The 15,897-nt window shown below is 64.4% G+C and carries 15 protein-coding genes; 10 read left to right on the top strand and 5 right to left on the bottom strand.

What is annotated here, in order from left to right; all coding sequences use genetic code 11:
* Positions 1 to 165 precede the first annotated feature (165 nt).
* Entirely contained in the window at positions 166 to 2,652 is a 2,487-nt protein-coding gene (locus tag QW861_RS04675) for an arylsulfatase (protein WP_316172946.1), read from the bottom strand.
* A 388-nt stretch (positions 2,653 to 3,040) separates the two neighbouring features.
* Here QW861_RS04675 and QW861_RS04670 point away from each other — a divergent pair, with 388 nt between their 5' ends.
* The 5 genes from QW861_RS04670 (at position 3,041) to QW861_RS04650 (ending at position 7,155) form a co-directional block, all read left to right on the top strand.
* Positions 3,041 to 3,178 carry a hypothetical protein gene (locus tag QW861_RS04670; RefSeq protein ID WP_315826228.1) on the top strand — a complete coding sequence of 46 codons (138 nt, stop codon included), beginning with the start codon at positions 3,041 to 3,043 and terminating at the stop codon, positions 3,176 to 3,178.
* Between the two features lie 376 nt (positions 3,179 to 3,554).
* Entirely contained in the window at positions 3,555 to 4,598 is a 1,044-nt protein-coding gene (locus QW861_RS04665; protein ID WP_316192791.1) for a transporter, read from the top strand.
* Between the two features lie 441 nt (positions 4,599 to 5,039).
* Complete coding sequence (locus QW861_RS04660) at positions 5,040 to 5,513, top strand: hypothetical protein (protein WP_315826227.1); 474 nt, start codon at positions 5,040 to 5,042, stop codon at positions 5,511 to 5,513.
* A gap of 40 nt (positions 5,514 to 5,553) precedes the next feature.
* A complete protein-coding gene (locus tag QW861_RS04655) occupies positions 5,554 to 6,120 on the top strand; it encodes a hypothetical protein (protein WP_316170257.1) in 567 nt (188 codons plus the stop codon).
* 660 nt (positions 6,121 to 6,780) lie between these two features.
* Positions 6,781 to 7,155: a hypothetical protein gene (locus QW861_RS04650; RefSeq protein ID WP_409999229.1), complete on the top strand. Its 375-nt coding sequence runs from the start codon at positions 6,781 to 6,783 to the stop codon at positions 7,153 to 7,155.
* A gap of 16 nt (positions 7,156 to 7,171) precedes the next feature.
* Here QW861_RS04650 and QW861_RS04645 read toward each other — a convergent pair whose 3' ends face one another.
* Positions 7,172 to 8,371 carry an FAD-dependent monooxygenase gene (locus QW861_RS04645; RefSeq protein WP_315826223.1) on the bottom strand — a complete coding sequence of 400 codons (1,200 nt, stop codon included), beginning with the start codon at positions 8,369 to 8,371 and terminating at the stop codon, positions 7,172 to 7,174.
* Positions 8,372 to 8,381: 10 nt separating this feature from the next.
* The gene (locus tag QW861_RS04640) at positions 8,382 to 8,624 is read right to left on the bottom strand and encodes a zinc-finger domain-containing protein (protein ID WP_006611181.1); all 243 of its coding nucleotides are present in this window, start codon (positions 8,622 to 8,624) and stop codon (positions 8,382 to 8,384) included.
* 292 nt (positions 8,625 to 8,916) lie between these two features.
* Here QW861_RS04640 and QW861_RS04635 point away from each other — a divergent pair, with 292 nt between their 5' ends.
* Both QW861_RS04635 and QW861_RS04630 read left to right on the top strand, forming a co-directional pair.
* Complete coding sequence (locus QW861_RS04635; RefSeq protein WP_410052322.1) at positions 8,917 to 10,068, top strand: hypothetical protein; 1,152 nt, start codon at positions 8,917 to 8,919, stop codon at positions 10,066 to 10,068.
* 147 nt (positions 10,069 to 10,215) lie between these two features.
* The gene (locus QW861_RS04630) at positions 10,216 to 10,965 is read left to right on the top strand and encodes an alpha/beta hydrolase (RefSeq protein WP_315714691.1); all 750 of its coding nucleotides are present in this window, start codon (positions 10,216 to 10,218) and stop codon (positions 10,963 to 10,965) included.
* A gap of 115 nt (positions 10,966 to 11,080) precedes the next feature.
* Here the strand turns inward: QW861_RS04630 and QW861_RS04625 are convergent, their stop codons facing one another.
* Positions 11,081 to 12,400 carry a hypothetical protein gene (locus tag QW861_RS04625; protein WP_316192750.1) on the bottom strand — a complete coding sequence of 440 codons (1,320 nt, stop codon included), beginning with the start codon at positions 12,398 to 12,400 and terminating at the stop codon, positions 11,081 to 11,083.
* 498 nt (positions 12,401 to 12,898) lie between these two features.
* On the opposite strand from QW861_RS04625, the gene cysE reads away from it, so the two are divergent.
* Entirely contained in the window at positions 12,899 to 13,729 is an 831-nt protein-coding gene (cysE, locus tag QW861_RS04620) for a serine O-acetyltransferase (RefSeq protein WP_315714689.1), read from the top strand.
* 266 nt (positions 13,730 to 13,995) lie between these two features.
* Positions 13,996 to 14,208, top strand: coding sequence for a DUF3126 family protein (locus QW861_RS04615; RefSeq protein WP_006611186.1), 213 nt, complete (start codon positions 13,996 to 13,998; stop codon positions 14,206 to 14,208).
* A 448-nt stretch (positions 14,209 to 14,656) separates the two neighbouring features.
* Here the strand turns inward: QW861_RS04615 and QW861_RS04610 are convergent, their stop codons facing one another.
* On the bottom strand, positions 14,657 to 15,355 hold the full coding sequence (locus QW861_RS04610; protein ID WP_316192749.1) for a hypothetical protein: 699 nt from the start codon (positions 15,353 to 15,355) through the stop codon (positions 14,657 to 14,659).
* Positions 15,356 to 15,551: 196 nt separating this feature from the next.
* On the opposite strand from QW861_RS04610, the gene QW861_RS04605 reads away from it, so the two are divergent.
* Positions 15,552 to 15,881, top strand: coding sequence for a DUF6949 family protein (locus QW861_RS04605; protein WP_009027540.1), 330 nt, complete (start codon positions 15,552 to 15,554; stop codon positions 15,879 to 15,881).
* Positions 15,882 to 15,897: the final 16 nt, after the last annotated feature.

Genomic DNA, 15,897 nt, shown 5'->3' with positions numbered 1-15,897 from the left:
TCATTAGCGCGCCGCTCGACCCATATTTGACCTAAGCTCGAAACGTCCCGTCTTTCGGTCGCAAGCCGTGGAAGAGGGAGACCACCGCAGATGACGCCCGGAACATATCGGGTTCTGAGAGTGGGGAGCTTTTTGCTCCCCACTGCTTTGCTGGGAATGACCAGGCTAGTCGTTTGCTTTGGTCGCGGCCTTCTGCATGGCTTTGAGATCTTCCTCAGCCAACTGTTCCGGCTTGATGTTGTAGGTCAGTTTGTCGATCTTGCCGGTGAATCGGAATGGCAGCGTATAGCTATCATCGACCGCGGTGCGGGTATCGAGCCCAACGTCCATGGATTCATCGATCGCCATCATGAATGGAATCGTGTGTTCCATTTTTTGTTGCGACAGCACTCGGCCGTCAACCGAAAGGACACCGCTGCCGCCTTTGCCGAGTCCGGGTCCATCGTATTTGAAGTCGAAGACGATCTTGTGCTTACCCGGACTGAGCGCCTGGCCCAGCCAGTCATCGGCTCCAACGCCGCCCTCCCAGCGATAACGTTTGAGATTGAGAAGATTGTAGACGAAGACCGGTTTACCCTTGAGCAGGTAAAGGCCGTAGCCACCGAACCTCCCGCCCATTGTAGCGATCATCCCTTCGGCACCGCCACTGGGCACGGTGATCTCGGCTGTGATCGTGTAGTCCCTGTTCAGGAGGCTGGGAGCATTGGCAATCGGAATGTCAGCGTTCTCACCGACATAGGTGAACTCCGTTCGCCCCGCCGTCCCACTCGGCCGCGGCGTGAGAAGTCGCGGGAGCACCGAGTTATCCAGCGGAAACACCTGGTACCTGCTCGCCTCCGCCGCAAACACCGCCTGCAGTTCCTTGAGCTTCTCGGGATTCGTCGCCGCAAGGTCGTCCGCCTGCGAGAAGTCCTCGGCAAGGTTGTAGAGCTCCCACTTGTACTGCTCGACCGGCGGCAGCGCCTTCGTGCCGACAAGCCACGGCGGCTCGGGTGGTGTGGTCGCGGCGTACCAGCCTTCGTGGTAAATGCCGCGGTTGGCGAACATCTCGAAGTACTGGGTCGTGCGCTTCGACGGTGCGTTGGCATTTGCCTTGTCGAACGTGTACGCCATGCTAACGCCTTCAATCGACTTCTGCTTGATGCCGTCGACCATGTCGGGCGCCTTGATGCCGGCCGCCTCAAGGATTGTGGGCACGATGTCGATCACGTGATGAAACTGGGGGCGAATGCCTCCGACATCGTTGATGTGGCCGGGCCACGAGATAGCCATACCCTGCCGCGTCCCACCGAAATGCGACGCGATCTGCTTGGTCCACTTGAAGGGCGTGTCGAACGCCCACGCCCACGGCACGGCCATGTGCGGATAGGTCTGGTCCGAACCCCAGGATTCGTAATATCGAAGATACTCGACCTCCGGCAAATCGAGCACGCCATTGGCGACCGTCAGCCAGTTTGGCGTACCCATCATCGAGCCTTCCGAACTCGTGCCGTTGTCGCCGTTGATGTAGATGATCAACGTGTTGTCGAGCTTGCCCATGTCTTCGACCGCCTGGATCACCCGGCCGATCTCATCGTCGACATAGGCGGTATAGGCCGCGAACACGTCGGCCTCGCGAATGACGATCTTTTTCTTCACCTCCGAGAGCGAATCCCACTTCGGCAAGACGTCCGGCCACGGCGTGAGCTGCGTGTTTGCGGGAATCACGCCCAATCGCTTCTGGTTGGCGAAGATCTGGTCTCGCAACTTCTCCCAGCCCTGGTCGAACAGGTGCATCTTGCTGATCTTGTCGATCCATTCCTTGGTTGGCTGGTGCGGGTCATGGGTTGCGCCAGGTACGTAGTAGACGAAGAACGGTTTCTCGGGCGCCGCGGCGTCAAGTTCCTTCATGTAACGGATCGCGTCGTCCGCCATGTCGGTGATCAGGTTGTAGCCCTTCTTCCCGACCCACGGGTAAACGGGGGTGTGGTCGCGGAACAGGTACGGCGTCCACTGGTCGGTCTCGCCACCCATGAAGCCGTAGAAGTACTGGAAGCCCATCCCGCTCGGCCATTGGTCGAACGGACCGGCCGCGCTGTATTGGAAGGACGGCGTGTTGTGGTTCTTGCCGAACCACGATGTGGCATATCCGTTGTCGCTCAGAATCCGGCCGATAGTCGCGTTCTCCGGACCGATGACCGAGTCATAGCCCGGATATCCAGTCGCCAGTTCGCTGATCTGGCCGAAGCCGACCGAGTGATGGTTGCGACCGGTGATCAGAGCCGCTCGCGTCGGCGAGCAGAGCGCCGTCGAGTGGAATTGGGTGTAGCGCAGGCCATTCTTGGCGATGCGATCGAGCGTTGGCGTTGGGATCACCCCGCCGAATGTGCTCGGCACGCCATAACCGGAATCGTCGGTCATGATCAGCAGAACGTTCGGCGCACCTTTACGCGGCACGACCGTCGGAGGCCACCACGGCTTCGAGGTCTTCGCATCCTCCGTGATCGTGCCGCCGAATTTCGGCGGTGGCGGTGGAAGCTGGTCGCCCGGAATGGTGATGGTCGCGGCCGGGGAGCCGAGCGGCGGCGTAGTCGGTTGCGCTTGCTGTGCAAACGCGGGGGCGGATATCGCCGACGTCAAAAACAATATGGAAGCAATCGCACGAAAATTCATCGCAGGCCCTCCCCAAGAGGTGCGCGCAACCGCGCAGATGCTTGTGATCCTCTAGGACGGCGCAAGGAGCGACGTTGACGCAGATCAACCCACGCGCGAAGGCGCCTAGGGCAGATGCGATCGCCTGGCTGTGCTAACCAGCGGGGCACGCTCATCTATTGTATTATTGTATGGACCTGCCGATGTCTCACGCCGGTCAGGCATCTGCAAAGAACCATCAAATATCGAAGAAATATTGAAGAGCAGGACACGCGCACACGCTCGGCATCGTGCTGCACCGAACAAGTCGAATAACGGACCTTGAGCGAAATCAATGGGGAACATTTTCTGAGTCTCAAACCGTCAAGGGCAAGCTTTCCTGGTCTTCCTGGATCGACAGCGATACGCTATGCTCGCCTACAAGCTCAATCATCCCGTCGTCGGCGCCGCGCTCGCGATCACCTTGGTTGCAGCAGTTTCGTTGGTTTCTTGGCAGAAGCTTTCTGCGAAGCATCGGCTTGCGATCAAGAGCGATCGTCTCGAGTAGGGCAATCGTCTTGACCTGGGAGATGGCTGTGCGGAGGCCGTGTGGCCCTATGGATGTAGCTGGCAGCTGCCTCCTGAAAGACGAGAAACCAAAAGGCACTTTCCCAAACGGCGACAAGGTTTGTCTCTCATGATCACGCGCGAGGCTATCCTGTCTCTCAGAGCGCCGCGTGAATTTCCTTAGGAACAAACAGCAATTCTTTGCTAAGCGGCGGACCAGCGCGACACTGTGCTCCATTTGCAACATCCGGTTGCAAATTGTTCCCTATCATCGTGACGGCTATCGCCCGGCGCAGTACGGCCTGTCATGCTGTCAGCATCATGCTCGTCACTCACTATGAGCGAGGGTCGTGGTTCGGCAGGAGATTGCCATGAGAATGACGAGGGCGCTTGGCGCTATTGCATTTGCGACCATTGCATCAGTACCGACGATTGTCTCGGCAGATGAGAGCGGCATCAGCTTTTGGATTCCGGGCACATTCGGTAGCCTTGCCGCCACGCCTCAGCAGCCCGGTTGGTCGGCTGCGTCAATTTATTATCATACCTCAGTGTCTGCCGGCAGGGACGTGGCGCGCGCTCGCGAGATCCAGATCGGCCGTATTCCTGCGAATTTGACAGCTACCTTGAACGCAAACGTCAATGCGAACGTCGATCTTGGCCTGCTGAACGCGACCTACGTCTTCGCGACACCGGTTCTCGGTGGTCAGGCGTCTGCAAGCCTGATCGGAATCTACGGCGCAAATACAACCTCGCTCAATGGATTGGTGACGGGCTCGCTTTCAACACCGGGCGGCTCAATTCCGTTCTCGCGCTTTGATTCCGTCAGCGATTCCATCACTGGCTTCGGCGATTTGATCCCCCAATTCGCACTGCGCTGGAACGCGGGCGTCAACAACTACATGACCTACGTGATGGGTGACATCCCTGTCGGCGCTTACCAGTCCACGCGCCTCGCCAATATCGGGATCGGGCATGGGACGATCGATGCGGGCGGCGGCTACACCTATTTCAATCCACAGAGCGGACATGAGCTCTCCGGCGTGCTAGGCTTCACCTACAATTTCACAAATCCTGACACGCAGTATCAAAGCGGCGTCGACATGCACTTCGACTGGGGCGCTTCGCAATTCCTGAGCAAGCAAGTCCAGATCGGGCTGGTGGGCTACGTCTACAAGCAACTTGGCTGCGATAGCGGCTCCGGCGATCGCGTCGGCTGCTTCCGCTCGCAGGTCGCGGGTGTCGGCCCGCAGGTCGGGTTTATCTTCCCGGTCGGTGACATGCAAGGCTACCTCAACTTCAAGGCCTACAAGGAATTTGCCGCGGAAAACCGGCCTGACGGCTGGAACGCCTGGGTGACGTTTGTCATCTCGCCGGCAGCACCAACGCCGACCGCGCCACCGAAGCGGATGATAACGAAATAAGGCTTGGTGAGCCGTGGCGGCCCAGCTCCCGCCCCGGCAATCGCCAGCTGACCTGCCCGGCTCTCCCCGGCGAACGCGCTGCCCCACCGCTAGCTACACCACCACCGGGGACACGACCTCGGATCCCGCACGGCTGGTTGTGGATGCACGAGGAGCGGGGACTGATGTGGAGATTGCGCCTGCTGGAGTCGAGCTGTTCGTATGAGAAATTGCCGCAGAGCATTCAACTCTTGCGAGTGTGGCGTTATTTTGCAGCTTTGTTACTAACAACGACTAATCGTCATCTTTGCGGCATATGGTACCTCCAGCCCACGCAAGGGCGATCATTCGATCAGGGAGGCTACTTTGCATCGCTCTTCTATTCTGGTCCTCGTCGGTATCACTGCAAGCGCGGCGGCGTTTGCTCATGATCACCCCAGTCGGCTTCACGGGACCTATGCGATGACGGGCGCATCGGACTGTATCCAGAACTCGGCGTCGATCGGATTCGATTCGAACTTCTTGCCGAAGGGTCCGGTCGTGTTCTTCGCCACCACCGTCGACGGCGTCATGGTGTTTCGCGCCGACGGCACCGGCACGGTGAACAACCGGTCCTTCACGGTCGACGCAGGCGAAGGGACGACCAGCGATATCTCGTACCAGATCACCTACTCGATTGACCCCGGTGGCAAGCTGTCGGTCAAGGCGGTGCCAGGTACGTACAGCTCCACGACCCTGACCGGACCGAACGCCGGGTTGACGCAAGTCGTCGATGTTCCCGACACCAGCGGATTCATCGGCGAAGGAGCACGGGCCATCGTCCTCGCTCCGCCCGCGCCGACCGTCCTGACGGTCAGTCGTTCCAATGGCACCCAGTTTGCCCGGATCTGCAATGGATCTCTCATCATGACCCGCCTCAGCGACGACGACCGCTGATGTAAGGGCGAGCCATTGTTCTGATCGGGGAGGAAACCATATGCACCGCTTTCTTATTTTGGCCGCCGCTGCGACGGCAAGCACGGCCGCGTCTGCGAATGATCATGCAAGTCTACGCGGAACCTATGCGTTAGCTGGCAAATCGTTGTGCATCCGGAATCCGGCCGCTGTCGGATTCAATTCGAACTTCACGCCAAAGGGCGGCCCGCTGAAGCTCTTTTCCTTCACCGTCGAAGGCGTCATGGTGCTTCGCGCCGATGGCACCGGGATGATGGATGTCCAGGACTTCTCGGTGGACACCGGCGGAGGCGAGACCGGCGTTACCTCATACAAGTTCACCTACACGATCGCCTCCGATGAGAGAGTGTTGCTCAAGGCGGTGCCGGGCACGTACAGCCACACGATCCTAACCGGCCCGATCGCCGGGCTGACGCAAGTCGCCGACGTTGCAGATGCGACTGGGGTGATCAGCGAGGGCGCGCGGACCATCACATTCGCCCAGCCCGCGCCGATCGTCCAATTGGTCAGCCGTTCCGATGGCAACCAGTACGCTCAGATCTGCAATGGATCGCGCATCTATATTCGCATCGGTGATGCCGACCGCTGATCTCGCCAACGGCGGCGCTCTGTGGCCGGCGCCGCCGTCCCGCCCCGAAGCTTGTTTCTCTCGCTCGGGCGGCCTCCTCGTCGCTCCCTTGGGCGCGGCGAGATCGGGGCCGACCTGTCCCCGCCGCCCGCAGCAAGGGATAAGAGGGGAAGGTGTCGAAACCGATTGACCGCCCGCACCGTGAAAGGGACCGGATCAAGGTGAAAAACCGTAAGCGTCCGGCAATGGCGTGCCTGACGAAGCTCCTGCTCAAGCCAGCGCGAGCGCCTTGGTAAAGCCTCAATCCGGCCGTCACCAGCTGCTTTGAGATGCCTTCGCGTTGAAGCGCTTTGCCAAGTCTGGGATCACGTGGTGCAAGACATGGACGAAGCGGCCGTTGTAAGGCACGGACCCATCACGAGAATCCGATTCGGATCCGCATCCCTTGCGGGCCGGTCGTTGGGCGAGGTGAGCGTGACGAATCCGAGGACCATCGCAGAGACGAATGCTGCCGCCGTTCGGGCCGATGTCCGCGGCCGATCGGCCCATGATCGAGCCCAGGATCGAGCCCATGGCTCGACGCCGCTGCACGGTCGAGGCTGCGTGACCAGCGATCGGCTTCGCGTCGCGCTGGCCGCGGGACTGCTGGGGTTGGGATCGTTGCTGTCGGGCTGCGCCGGCATGAGCGACAGCGTGTCGACCGCCTTCGCGGATCCGGCCAAGTATGAGCTCTATGACTGCAAGCAGCTCGAGGCCGAGCGCAAGGCGCTGGCCGGGCGCGCAGCCGAGCTGCAGGGCCTGATGGCCAAGGCAGAGACCGGAGCCGGCGGCGCGGTGGTGGCCGAGGTCGCCTATCGCAACGACTATATCGCGATCCGTGGCCAGACCCAGTTCGCCGAAGAGGCCTGGCGCCGCAACAAGTGCCAGGAGACTCCGGCGCCGCAGCCGGCTGCTGCGAAATCGGGCAAGCCGGTCAAGCCGGCGCGTCCTGCGCGGCCGATGGCCTCCGGTGCCGGCACGCCGTCGACCCTGCCGCGGGACGGCTCGGTCTACTGAGACCGGGCTGCTTCGCCTACGGCCGCCAGTCGTAGATCCAGCTCTGCCGCGCCGACAGGCGCTGCGGGCCGAGCGCCTTGATGCTGAGGTCGCGGGCCAGCGCCAGCGGTCCGGTCATGTGATAGAGGCGGCCCTGGTTGCGTGCGGTGCGCTGCACCTGGCCGACGCGCGGGCGGCGCAGCTTGGCGTAGCGTTTCAGCGCAGCCGGGATCGCGCCCGGACCGTCCGGGCGCGCCTCGCTCAGGCACTTGGCGAGCACCACCGCGTCCTCGATCGCCATTCCCGCGCCTTGCGCTGCAAAGGGCAGCATGGCGTGCGCGGCGTCGCCCAGCAGCGCGACGCTGCCCTCGGTCCATTCGATGCCTTCGGGGACGCCGAACAGCGCCCATTTGCGCCAGCCGTCGACCGCATTGAGCAGCAGCCGCGCCGTCGCCGGCCAGCGCGGCGGCGCGAACGCCGCCTTCAGCTCGCTCGGATCGCCCTCCGTGCTCCAGCCCGGCCGGTTCCAGGTCCCCGGCACCACCGCGACAACGTTGACCTGGCGGCCGGCCGAAATCGGATAGGCGACGAGATGGGCCTCGGGACCCATCCAGAGCTGCACCCGCGCTGCCGTCAATTCGCGTGGCAATTGCCGGGCGTCGAGCGTGCCACGCCAGGCGATCAGGCCGGAGAACGCGGCGCGGACCTGCGGAAACAGGTGGTGCCGGACCGCCGACCACACGCCGTCGGCGCCGATCAGCGCCAGCGCCACGTCCTGGCGGCGCTCATTGCCGCGGCGATGCACCACGGTCAGACCCTTGGCGTGGGCGGCGACGTCCTCGAACTGGCAGCCGAGCCGCAGTTCGACGTCCGGATGCGCCATCACCTCCGCGGCCAGCGCCGCCTGCAGATCGGCGCGGTGGATCACCCAATAAGGCGCGCCAGCCGCCTGGCTCGCGGCCTCGCCGAGCGGCAGGCGGGCGATCTCGCCGCCGGCCCGCGCGCTCATGATGCTGACGGCGTCGGGCACCACGGCACGCGCGGTCAGCCGCGGCCCCAGGCCGAGATCGAGCAGGATACGGCTGGCGTTGGGCGAGAGCTGCAGGCCGGCGCCGACCTCCTCGAGCCGTTCGGCCTTCTCCAGCACGACGACGCGGAAGCCCTTGGTGGCGAGCGCGAGCGCAGCCGTCAGGCCGCCAATTCCGGCCCCCGCCACATAGACGGTACGCGATGCCACGACACGCCGATCAGGCGACGTCCTTCAGCACGCATTCCGGCGGCCGCGCCTCGCCGGCGGCGAGGTCCGGCGCATAGCGGTACAGCGTCGAGCAATACGGGCAGATGATCTCTTTGTCGTTGCCGAGATCGAGGAACACGTGCGGATGATCGAACGGCGGATTGGCGCCCACGCACATGAACTCATGCGAGCCGATCTCGATGACGGGGACACCGGCATCATTGTGGAAATGCGGGACGATGTTATCGGCCATCGGTATCACCTCGCGTGGCAACGGGAGCGTATGCGGTCAGCACGACGGAGCGGGACGGGACTGAGGTCGCACGGCCGCGCGCGTCGAAAACGGCGCGACCATACTGAGCCTTAAGGCCAATTCCTAGTGCTGGGAACCCGCGTTTGGTGCAACGCACGCCGTTATGTTGTGGCCTGTGGATTCGACACAAACTCGGGGCCGCCGAGAAGCCCTTCTTTCGTCGGGGCCGTTGTGCCAGGCACGGGAATTACTATGTGTCTCCGCATCGTTCCCGCGAAAACGTGAAGGCGGCGTGATCTCGAAGCGAATCAAGCTGGGACTCGGTCTGGCGCTGGCCGGGCTCGCCGTGAGCGCCGCGGTTGGCGCTGCGATATGGCCGCACGCCTATGGGGCCGGAGCCATCGTCGTGGCGCAGGACGATCCGGCGAGGCTGTCGGAGCTTCAGATCGCGTTCGTTCTGCAGAACGATCCGGCGCGGATCATCAGCAATATCGAGGACGCGCTCGCCGCCGGCGATCCAGATCTCGCGGAGAGCTTCGTCGCGCTCGCGCGGGATCAGCAGGTGGTGCTCGACGAGGGGCTGGTGCAGCGCGTGAGCGATGCGGTGGCCGCCGAGAAGGCGCCGGCCAGCGTTGCCAAGCGGTTCGCGACCGGGCTCGTCACCGGCCAGGCCGACGACGTCGCGAGCCTGTCCGGCACGGTAGCCGGCGATCTCTTCGTGTTCGGCGACATCCGCGACGCGGTCCGCGAAGGCAAGCATCTGGTGATGGGCGAGGAGACCGACCGCCTGGTGCTGGGCCTGGCCACGGCCGGTCTTGCCGTCACCGCCGCAACCTATGCCTCGGCCGGCACCGCCGCGCCAGTGCGGGCCGGGCTGACGCTGGTGAAGGATGCGCGAAAGGTTGGCCGGCTCGGCGAGGGGCTCGCCGCCTGGGCGGGACGCTCCGCGCGCGAGGTGGTCGATGCGCCGCTGTTGCAGCAGGCGGTGGCCTCGGGCTCGGTGCTTCGTCCGGGCCAGACCGCGACCGCGATCCGGGCGGCGTTCCGCGCCGAGAAGGCCGGCGCGCTGGTGCGGCTCGCCAAGGATGTCGGCCGCATCACCGAAAAGGCCGGCACGCGCGGCGCACTGGATTCGCTCAAGCTCGCCGAAGGACCGAAGGACATCGCCCGCGCGGCCCGCCTGGCGGAGGCCAAGGGCGGGCAGACGCGGGCGATCCTGAAGCTGCTCGGCCGCGGCGCGCTGCTGCTGACCGCGGGGGCATTCAATCTCGCGCTCTGGCTGTTCGGCGCGCTGATGACGCTGCTCAGCTTCGTCGCATCGCTGAAGGCGATGACCGAGCGGGCCACCCAGGCCTGGCTCGACCGGAGCCGGCGGCGCCGCCTGCGCCGGATGCAGGCCGCGGCCGTCGCTCCCGAACTGGCCGCAACCGCGCCCTGCGGCTAGAGCATGATCCGGAAAAGTGGAAGCCGGTTTTCCGAAAAGATCATGCTCAAACAAAGGGATAAGATCATGATGCGATTCCGTGGAATCGCATCATGATCTAGACTTCGTCCGACCAGCTTCACTCCAGCGTTCCGGGATTCGCGACCGATGCCGAGCTTTCACAACGGCGCCGTTGAAATTGCCTTCATCGACGAGGGGGAGGGCGATCCGATCGTGCTCGTCCATGGCTTTGCCTCGAGCAAGAACGTCAACTGGGTCTATCCGGCCTGGATCTCCGAATTGCGCAAGGATGGCCGCCGGGTGATCGCGCTCGACAACCGCGGCCATGGCGATTCGGCCAAGCTGTACGACCCCACGCTGTATTCGATCGCGGAGATGGCGAGCGACGTCACGGCGCTGATGGATCATCTCGGCCTCGCCAGCGCCGACGTGATGGGCTACTCGCTCGGCGGCCGCATCGCCGCGCATATCGCGCTGACCGCGCCAGAGCGGCTGCGTTCGGCGATCTTCGGCGGCATCGGCATGGCGATGATCGAAGGCGGCGGTCCCGGCGAGAACGTCGCCGCCGCGCTCGAGGCGCCCTCGATCGATAACGTGACCGATCCCGTGGGCCGCACCTTCCGCGCCTTCGCCGACCAGACCCGCTCCGACCGCCTGGCGCTGGCCGCCTGCATGCGCGGCTCGCGCGGCCTGATCTCGCGCGACGACGCCCGCCGTATCGCCGTGCCGGTGCTGGTCGCGGTCGGCACGGCCGACGAGGTGTCGGGCTCGGGTCCGGCGCTCGGCGCGCTCATCCCCGGTGCCGAAGTGCTCGATATCCCCAATCGCGATCACATGCGCGCTGTCGGCGACAAGGTCTACAAGGCCGGGGTGATCGACTTTCTGTCACGGCGCTGAAGCCGTAGCCCGGGCGAGCGCAGCGACCCCGGGGTTCTCCGACACAGCGCGCGAGATCCCGCATGTCGCCGACGCCTTGCGGCGCCGGCTGTCGCTGATGCGGGCTACGGAGGCGTCATGCGGCGGAGCCGTCCACACGCTCGCCGCTGAACCACCTCGTCGCCGCGATCAGCGCGGTGAAGGTGGCGATCCACACCATCCGGGCGCCGTAGCGGTCATGCGGGCCGGAGATGACGCCGCAGATCACGGCATTGCCGAGCAGTGCCAGGGTCACGGTGATGGCGAGCAGGGCCACGTCGTCGCGTCGCCGGCGCCAGATCGCGTGCGCCGCGATCGCCGCCGCCGCCAGCATCGAGGCCAGCGCGACCGGCACGTGCAGCCAGTTGATGACGGCGAAACTGATCTCCCAGTGCTGCTGGTGTGCGGCGCGCATCTTCTTGACCTGCGAGGGGACGTAGCGCTCGATGATGCCATAGGTGTGCGGCAGCCAGCCGTTGGTGCCCTCGCCGGTCGCCACATGCACCAGCTGCTCGGCGGTGGCGACCGCGGCGGCCCTGGCCTGCCACAGCGGGTAGGCCGCGAGCGACCGCTTCACGATGAAGCCCATCTCGTCGTTCATGCCCTCGAAGCGGCCGAGCTTGTTGAACATGCTGTTGCCCCACAGGAAGTCGTCGGCGGTGGGCGGCAGCTCGTTGCGATAGGGGCAGAGCTTCAGCTTCTCGCGGGCGCAATGGTCCTTCAGATATTGCGCCACGATGCCGTCCTGGAGCATGCGGCCGAAGGCGACGCCGGTACCGCCCGGCGTCCACGCGAGCTGGCCGGACAGGGCAAAGTTGGCCGCGAGCAGCATCGCCGCACCCGCGACGATCGTCATGCTGGCCTGGATCAGGCCGGAGAGCGCGATCTGCCGGCGCAGCCAGGGATAGGCGATCCAGCCGGCGCAGCACAGGCCGAACAGCACGCCGAGCGTGGCGCTGTGGGTGGCGGAGGCGAAGGCGACGAAGCCGAACAGCGCGCACTTTTCCAGGACGGTGGTCCGGCGCGCCTGGGTGACCATGATGTAGAGCGCGAGCACCGACAGGCCGGCGAAGATGTCGGTCAGCAGCATGCTGGCGAGCCAGGGCAGGGCGGTGGTCAGGATCAGCAGCAGGCCGATCCAGAGCAGACGCAGCGGTTGGGCCAGTCCCAGCAGGCGCAAGGTGAGCTGCAGGATCCACAGCGTCGCCAGCGCCTGCAGGCCGAGATTGAGCCAGAAGCTCGAGCCCTCGCCCCAATGCAGATAAAGCCCGAACACGGTCGAGCGGCTCGGCACCAGATAGCCTTCGTACCAGCGCGCGAGATAGCCCCCGGTGTCCCACTGCAGCAGCGGGTAGCCGTTCCACAGCGCCGGCGCGACCAGGAAGAGCGGGATGACGATGACGGGGAGCCAGGCCAATCCGGCCTCGGTCGCGCGTTCGTCCAGGATCTGAGTGTTACTGATACCCGTGTCCCCCCGATCAGGAGCACCGTGGCCGAAGTATGGTCAGGGCGATATTCACTAGTAGACGCAGAGCGATGGATGGTAAAGCCGATCCCGTGATCGAACGGGGGGCCGCCGGCCTTCGATCCTCCGGGTGGTTCCTTTTTGCCGCAGCCACCGGTATCCGCCCCACCCGCCCTCCCGCAGGGTGCTCCAGGGGGCGGGAACGGATTGCTTCCCCGGTGATCGTCTTGATTTTGGGTTCCTGCTGCCCACCTTGAGCCGACGCGGTGCCGAATGGCATGGCGGCGCAACCGGGACGTCACCGGCGGGGCGTAACGGAAATGTCTCAATCCCGTGTTCTCTGGGAGGCAGGCTGGCTGGAATGGATCCCCGGCCTCGCGCAGCCCGCTGAGGACATCGTTCCATGCGCCGTGCTATAAGGCCCGCCCACTGAAACTGCGAGAAGCAGCCATGGCTATGCATCAGACCAATCCGCAGCAGGGCAGCAAGCTGGCGACGCTTGATCCGATATGGGATCGGATCCGCCACGAGGCAGAAGAGATCGTGCGTCGCGAGCCCGAGCTTGCGACCTTCATCTATTCAACCGTTCTGCACCACGGCCGTCTCGAGGATTCGGTCGTGCACCGGGTTGCCGATCGTCTCGATCATTCCGCGCTGTCGGGCGACCTGATCCGCCAGACCTTCGACGACGCGCTGCGCGACGAGCCGGACCTCGGCCATGCGTTTCGCGCCGATCTCGTCGCCGTCTACGATCGCGATCCCGCCACCACGCGCTTCATCGATCCGTTGCTCTACTTCAAGGGCTTTCACGCGCTGCAGACGCACCGGCTGGCGCATTGGCTGTACCGCAAGAGCCGCAAGGATTTCGCGTTCTATCTGCAGAGCCGGTCTTCGGCGGTGTTCCAGACCGACATCAATCCGGCGGCGCGCATCGGCCGCGGCATCTTCCTCGATCACGCCACCGGCTTCGTCTGCGGCGAAACGGCCATCATCGAGGACAACGTCTCGATTCTGCACGGCGTGACGCTCGGCGGCACCGGCAAGGAGAACGAGGATCGGCATCCCAAGATTCGTCACGGCGTGCTGATCGGCGCCGGCGCCAAGGTGCTCGGCAACATCGAAGTCGGTCATTGCGCGCGCATTGCCGCCGGCTCAGTCGTCGTGAAGCCGGTGCCGAACAACGTCACCGTCGCAGGCGTGCCGGCGAAGATCGTCGGCGAGGCCGGTTGTGCGGAGCCGTCGCGCACCATGGATCAGATGATCAACGCGATCGGGATCTGAGCCGCGAGCGCGTCGGCGACAGCGAAGTCAAGACCTTCTCATCCAGGGAATTTCGTGCCAACACATCGGCGTCTGTGGATTTGACGATCCGCCGTTTGTCTTGGCGGAATGAATGTGAGATCCACGGCGTCCCTTTCAGGTCGTTCGACATCGCCGGCTCGTCTTGCCTCGATCGATGGGCTGGAATGTCGAACTCATAAGGACACGGACGTTCGCGCTGCAACGTCCGCATCATCTGCAAACCTCGCTGTCGATTGGAGATCACCGTGGACGTTCAGGAAGTCAGGAAGCTCGACGCGTATCTGAAGCGCGTGTTCGGCAATCCCAAGATCCGTGTGGTGCCGCGGCCGAAGAAGGAAGACTCCGCCGAGGTCTATATCGGCGAAGAGTTCATCGGCGTGCTGTTCGTCGACGACGAGGACGACGACCGCTCGTTCCAGTTCCAGATGGCGATCCTGGAAGACGATCTGGTCGAGTAGTTGCCGGATGCAGCGGCCCGCATGAGCGCGAAGCGCATGCGGGGACGCTTGCGAAGATGGCGGCGTTGCCAGAACGAATCGTGGTGCAGGCGCGCCCAGGGGCGCGCTCGCGCGGGTTGAGAGAGCAGCTCCCGCAGACCGGCTCCAGCGTGCTTACGCACACGCTGTCAGCACGCAATCCGTCCGCGGATGAGCCCGGCTTCCATCCACGCCGTCATTCCGGGGCGCGCGAAGCGCGAGCCCGGAATCCATAGCCCCAGGACGGCGTGAGACGCGCGATGGTCGTGGCGCATGTGGTCGCCCCAACATCCGCTCGTGAGTATGGATTCCGGGCTCACGCTTCGCGTGCCCCGGAATGACGATCGGAGAGAGTTTGGCAGCTCTCACATTCGACGTCCGTGCGCGGGCTGCGCTCATCCGGGCCACGATTTCAACGATTGCCTACGACCTACTTCACCGCGTGCATCTGCGCAGTCAGCCGCTCCATCGCGCTCGCCACGTCCTGCCATTGCGACAGCCAGCTGCGGGGGTAGCGAAACACGAGATCCGCGCCCTCGACGCGGCGCTCGCTGAGGCACATGCCCGGCGTGGCGGCATCACGCGTGCAGCGGGCGACCAGCAAAGGCTGCTCGGCCGTGAACAGATCCTCCATGTCGTACGCTGTGCCCGCGCGGAAGCTTCGCATGCTCAATCCGTCCTGCACCGGCACGGCCGTCGGATTGAGATAGCGCGGATAGATCGTCTTCAGTCGCGTCTCGGGCGACATCGCGTCGTGATGCGCCGATATCGAGACGAAGATGCGATCGATCGGGTGCGGCGCCTGATCGATCTGGTCGGCGCTGACGTGATGCGGCGCCTCGGGCGGCGTGAGCGAGGGATATTCGAAGCCGAGATCGACGCGCTCCTGCGGCCCCGTATGGCGCTGGATCTTCACCCGGATGGCGGCCGTCGGCACGTTGAACACGGTGCCGCCGATGCTGACCGGCAGGCGCTCGGGTCCCTTGAAGGTGCCGGCGCGCCAGGTCGGCCAGAGCAGGTAGGCGACCAGCGCGATTGCCGCCGCCGCCAGCACGCAGCCCAGGATGATCGGCACGGCATGGCCATGTCCGTTCGAAGGGCGGGCACTGCGGACCGAAAACATCGTCATGGCGGGCAGGGGATCTCAAGGACCGAATCAGCGCCGACTATGCCATGGCGATGCGGCATTCTGCAGAAACTTACCTGCAGGGAGACGCGCACCGGCCGCGGCCGCCATTAACCCTTCCTTAAGGATAATGTGGCGGGCGCGGTCGCTTTTTGCCAAACCAGCATCGGTCAGTTCTGCAAGCGTGTGAGTGCGTACGATGTCGGCAGAGGCGTTCAATTCCCTGTTCTCGCTCCTCATCGGTTTCGCCTTGGCCGGCGCCTTGGCGAGCGGCTACCAGGCCTATGCCGAACGTCCGCCGGGATTCGAGCTGCTGCAGGAGGGCGTCACGCCCCGGCGGTTCGCCGCGGTGCCATTCCTGGTGTTCGCCGCGCCCTTCATCATCATGCGCAACACGCTGCGCGGCGCCCGCATCGAGCGCCGTCGCTTCGAGTTCGTGATGCTGGCGACCGTGATCGCCGGCTTCTGGAGCATGATGTGCGGCACCTTCGTGGTCATGACGCTGCGCGCCGCGGGCGTGCTGGCCTAGTTCCCGCGCCGGGCGC

The organism is Bradyrhizobium sp. SZCCHNRI1029, assembly GCF_032487555.1.
In the GTDB taxonomy this organism is placed as follows: Bacteria; Pseudomonadota; Alphaproteobacteria; order Rhizobiales; family Xanthobacteraceae; genus Bradyrhizobium.
This window is presented reverse-complemented; position numbering and strand designations above follow the sequence as displayed.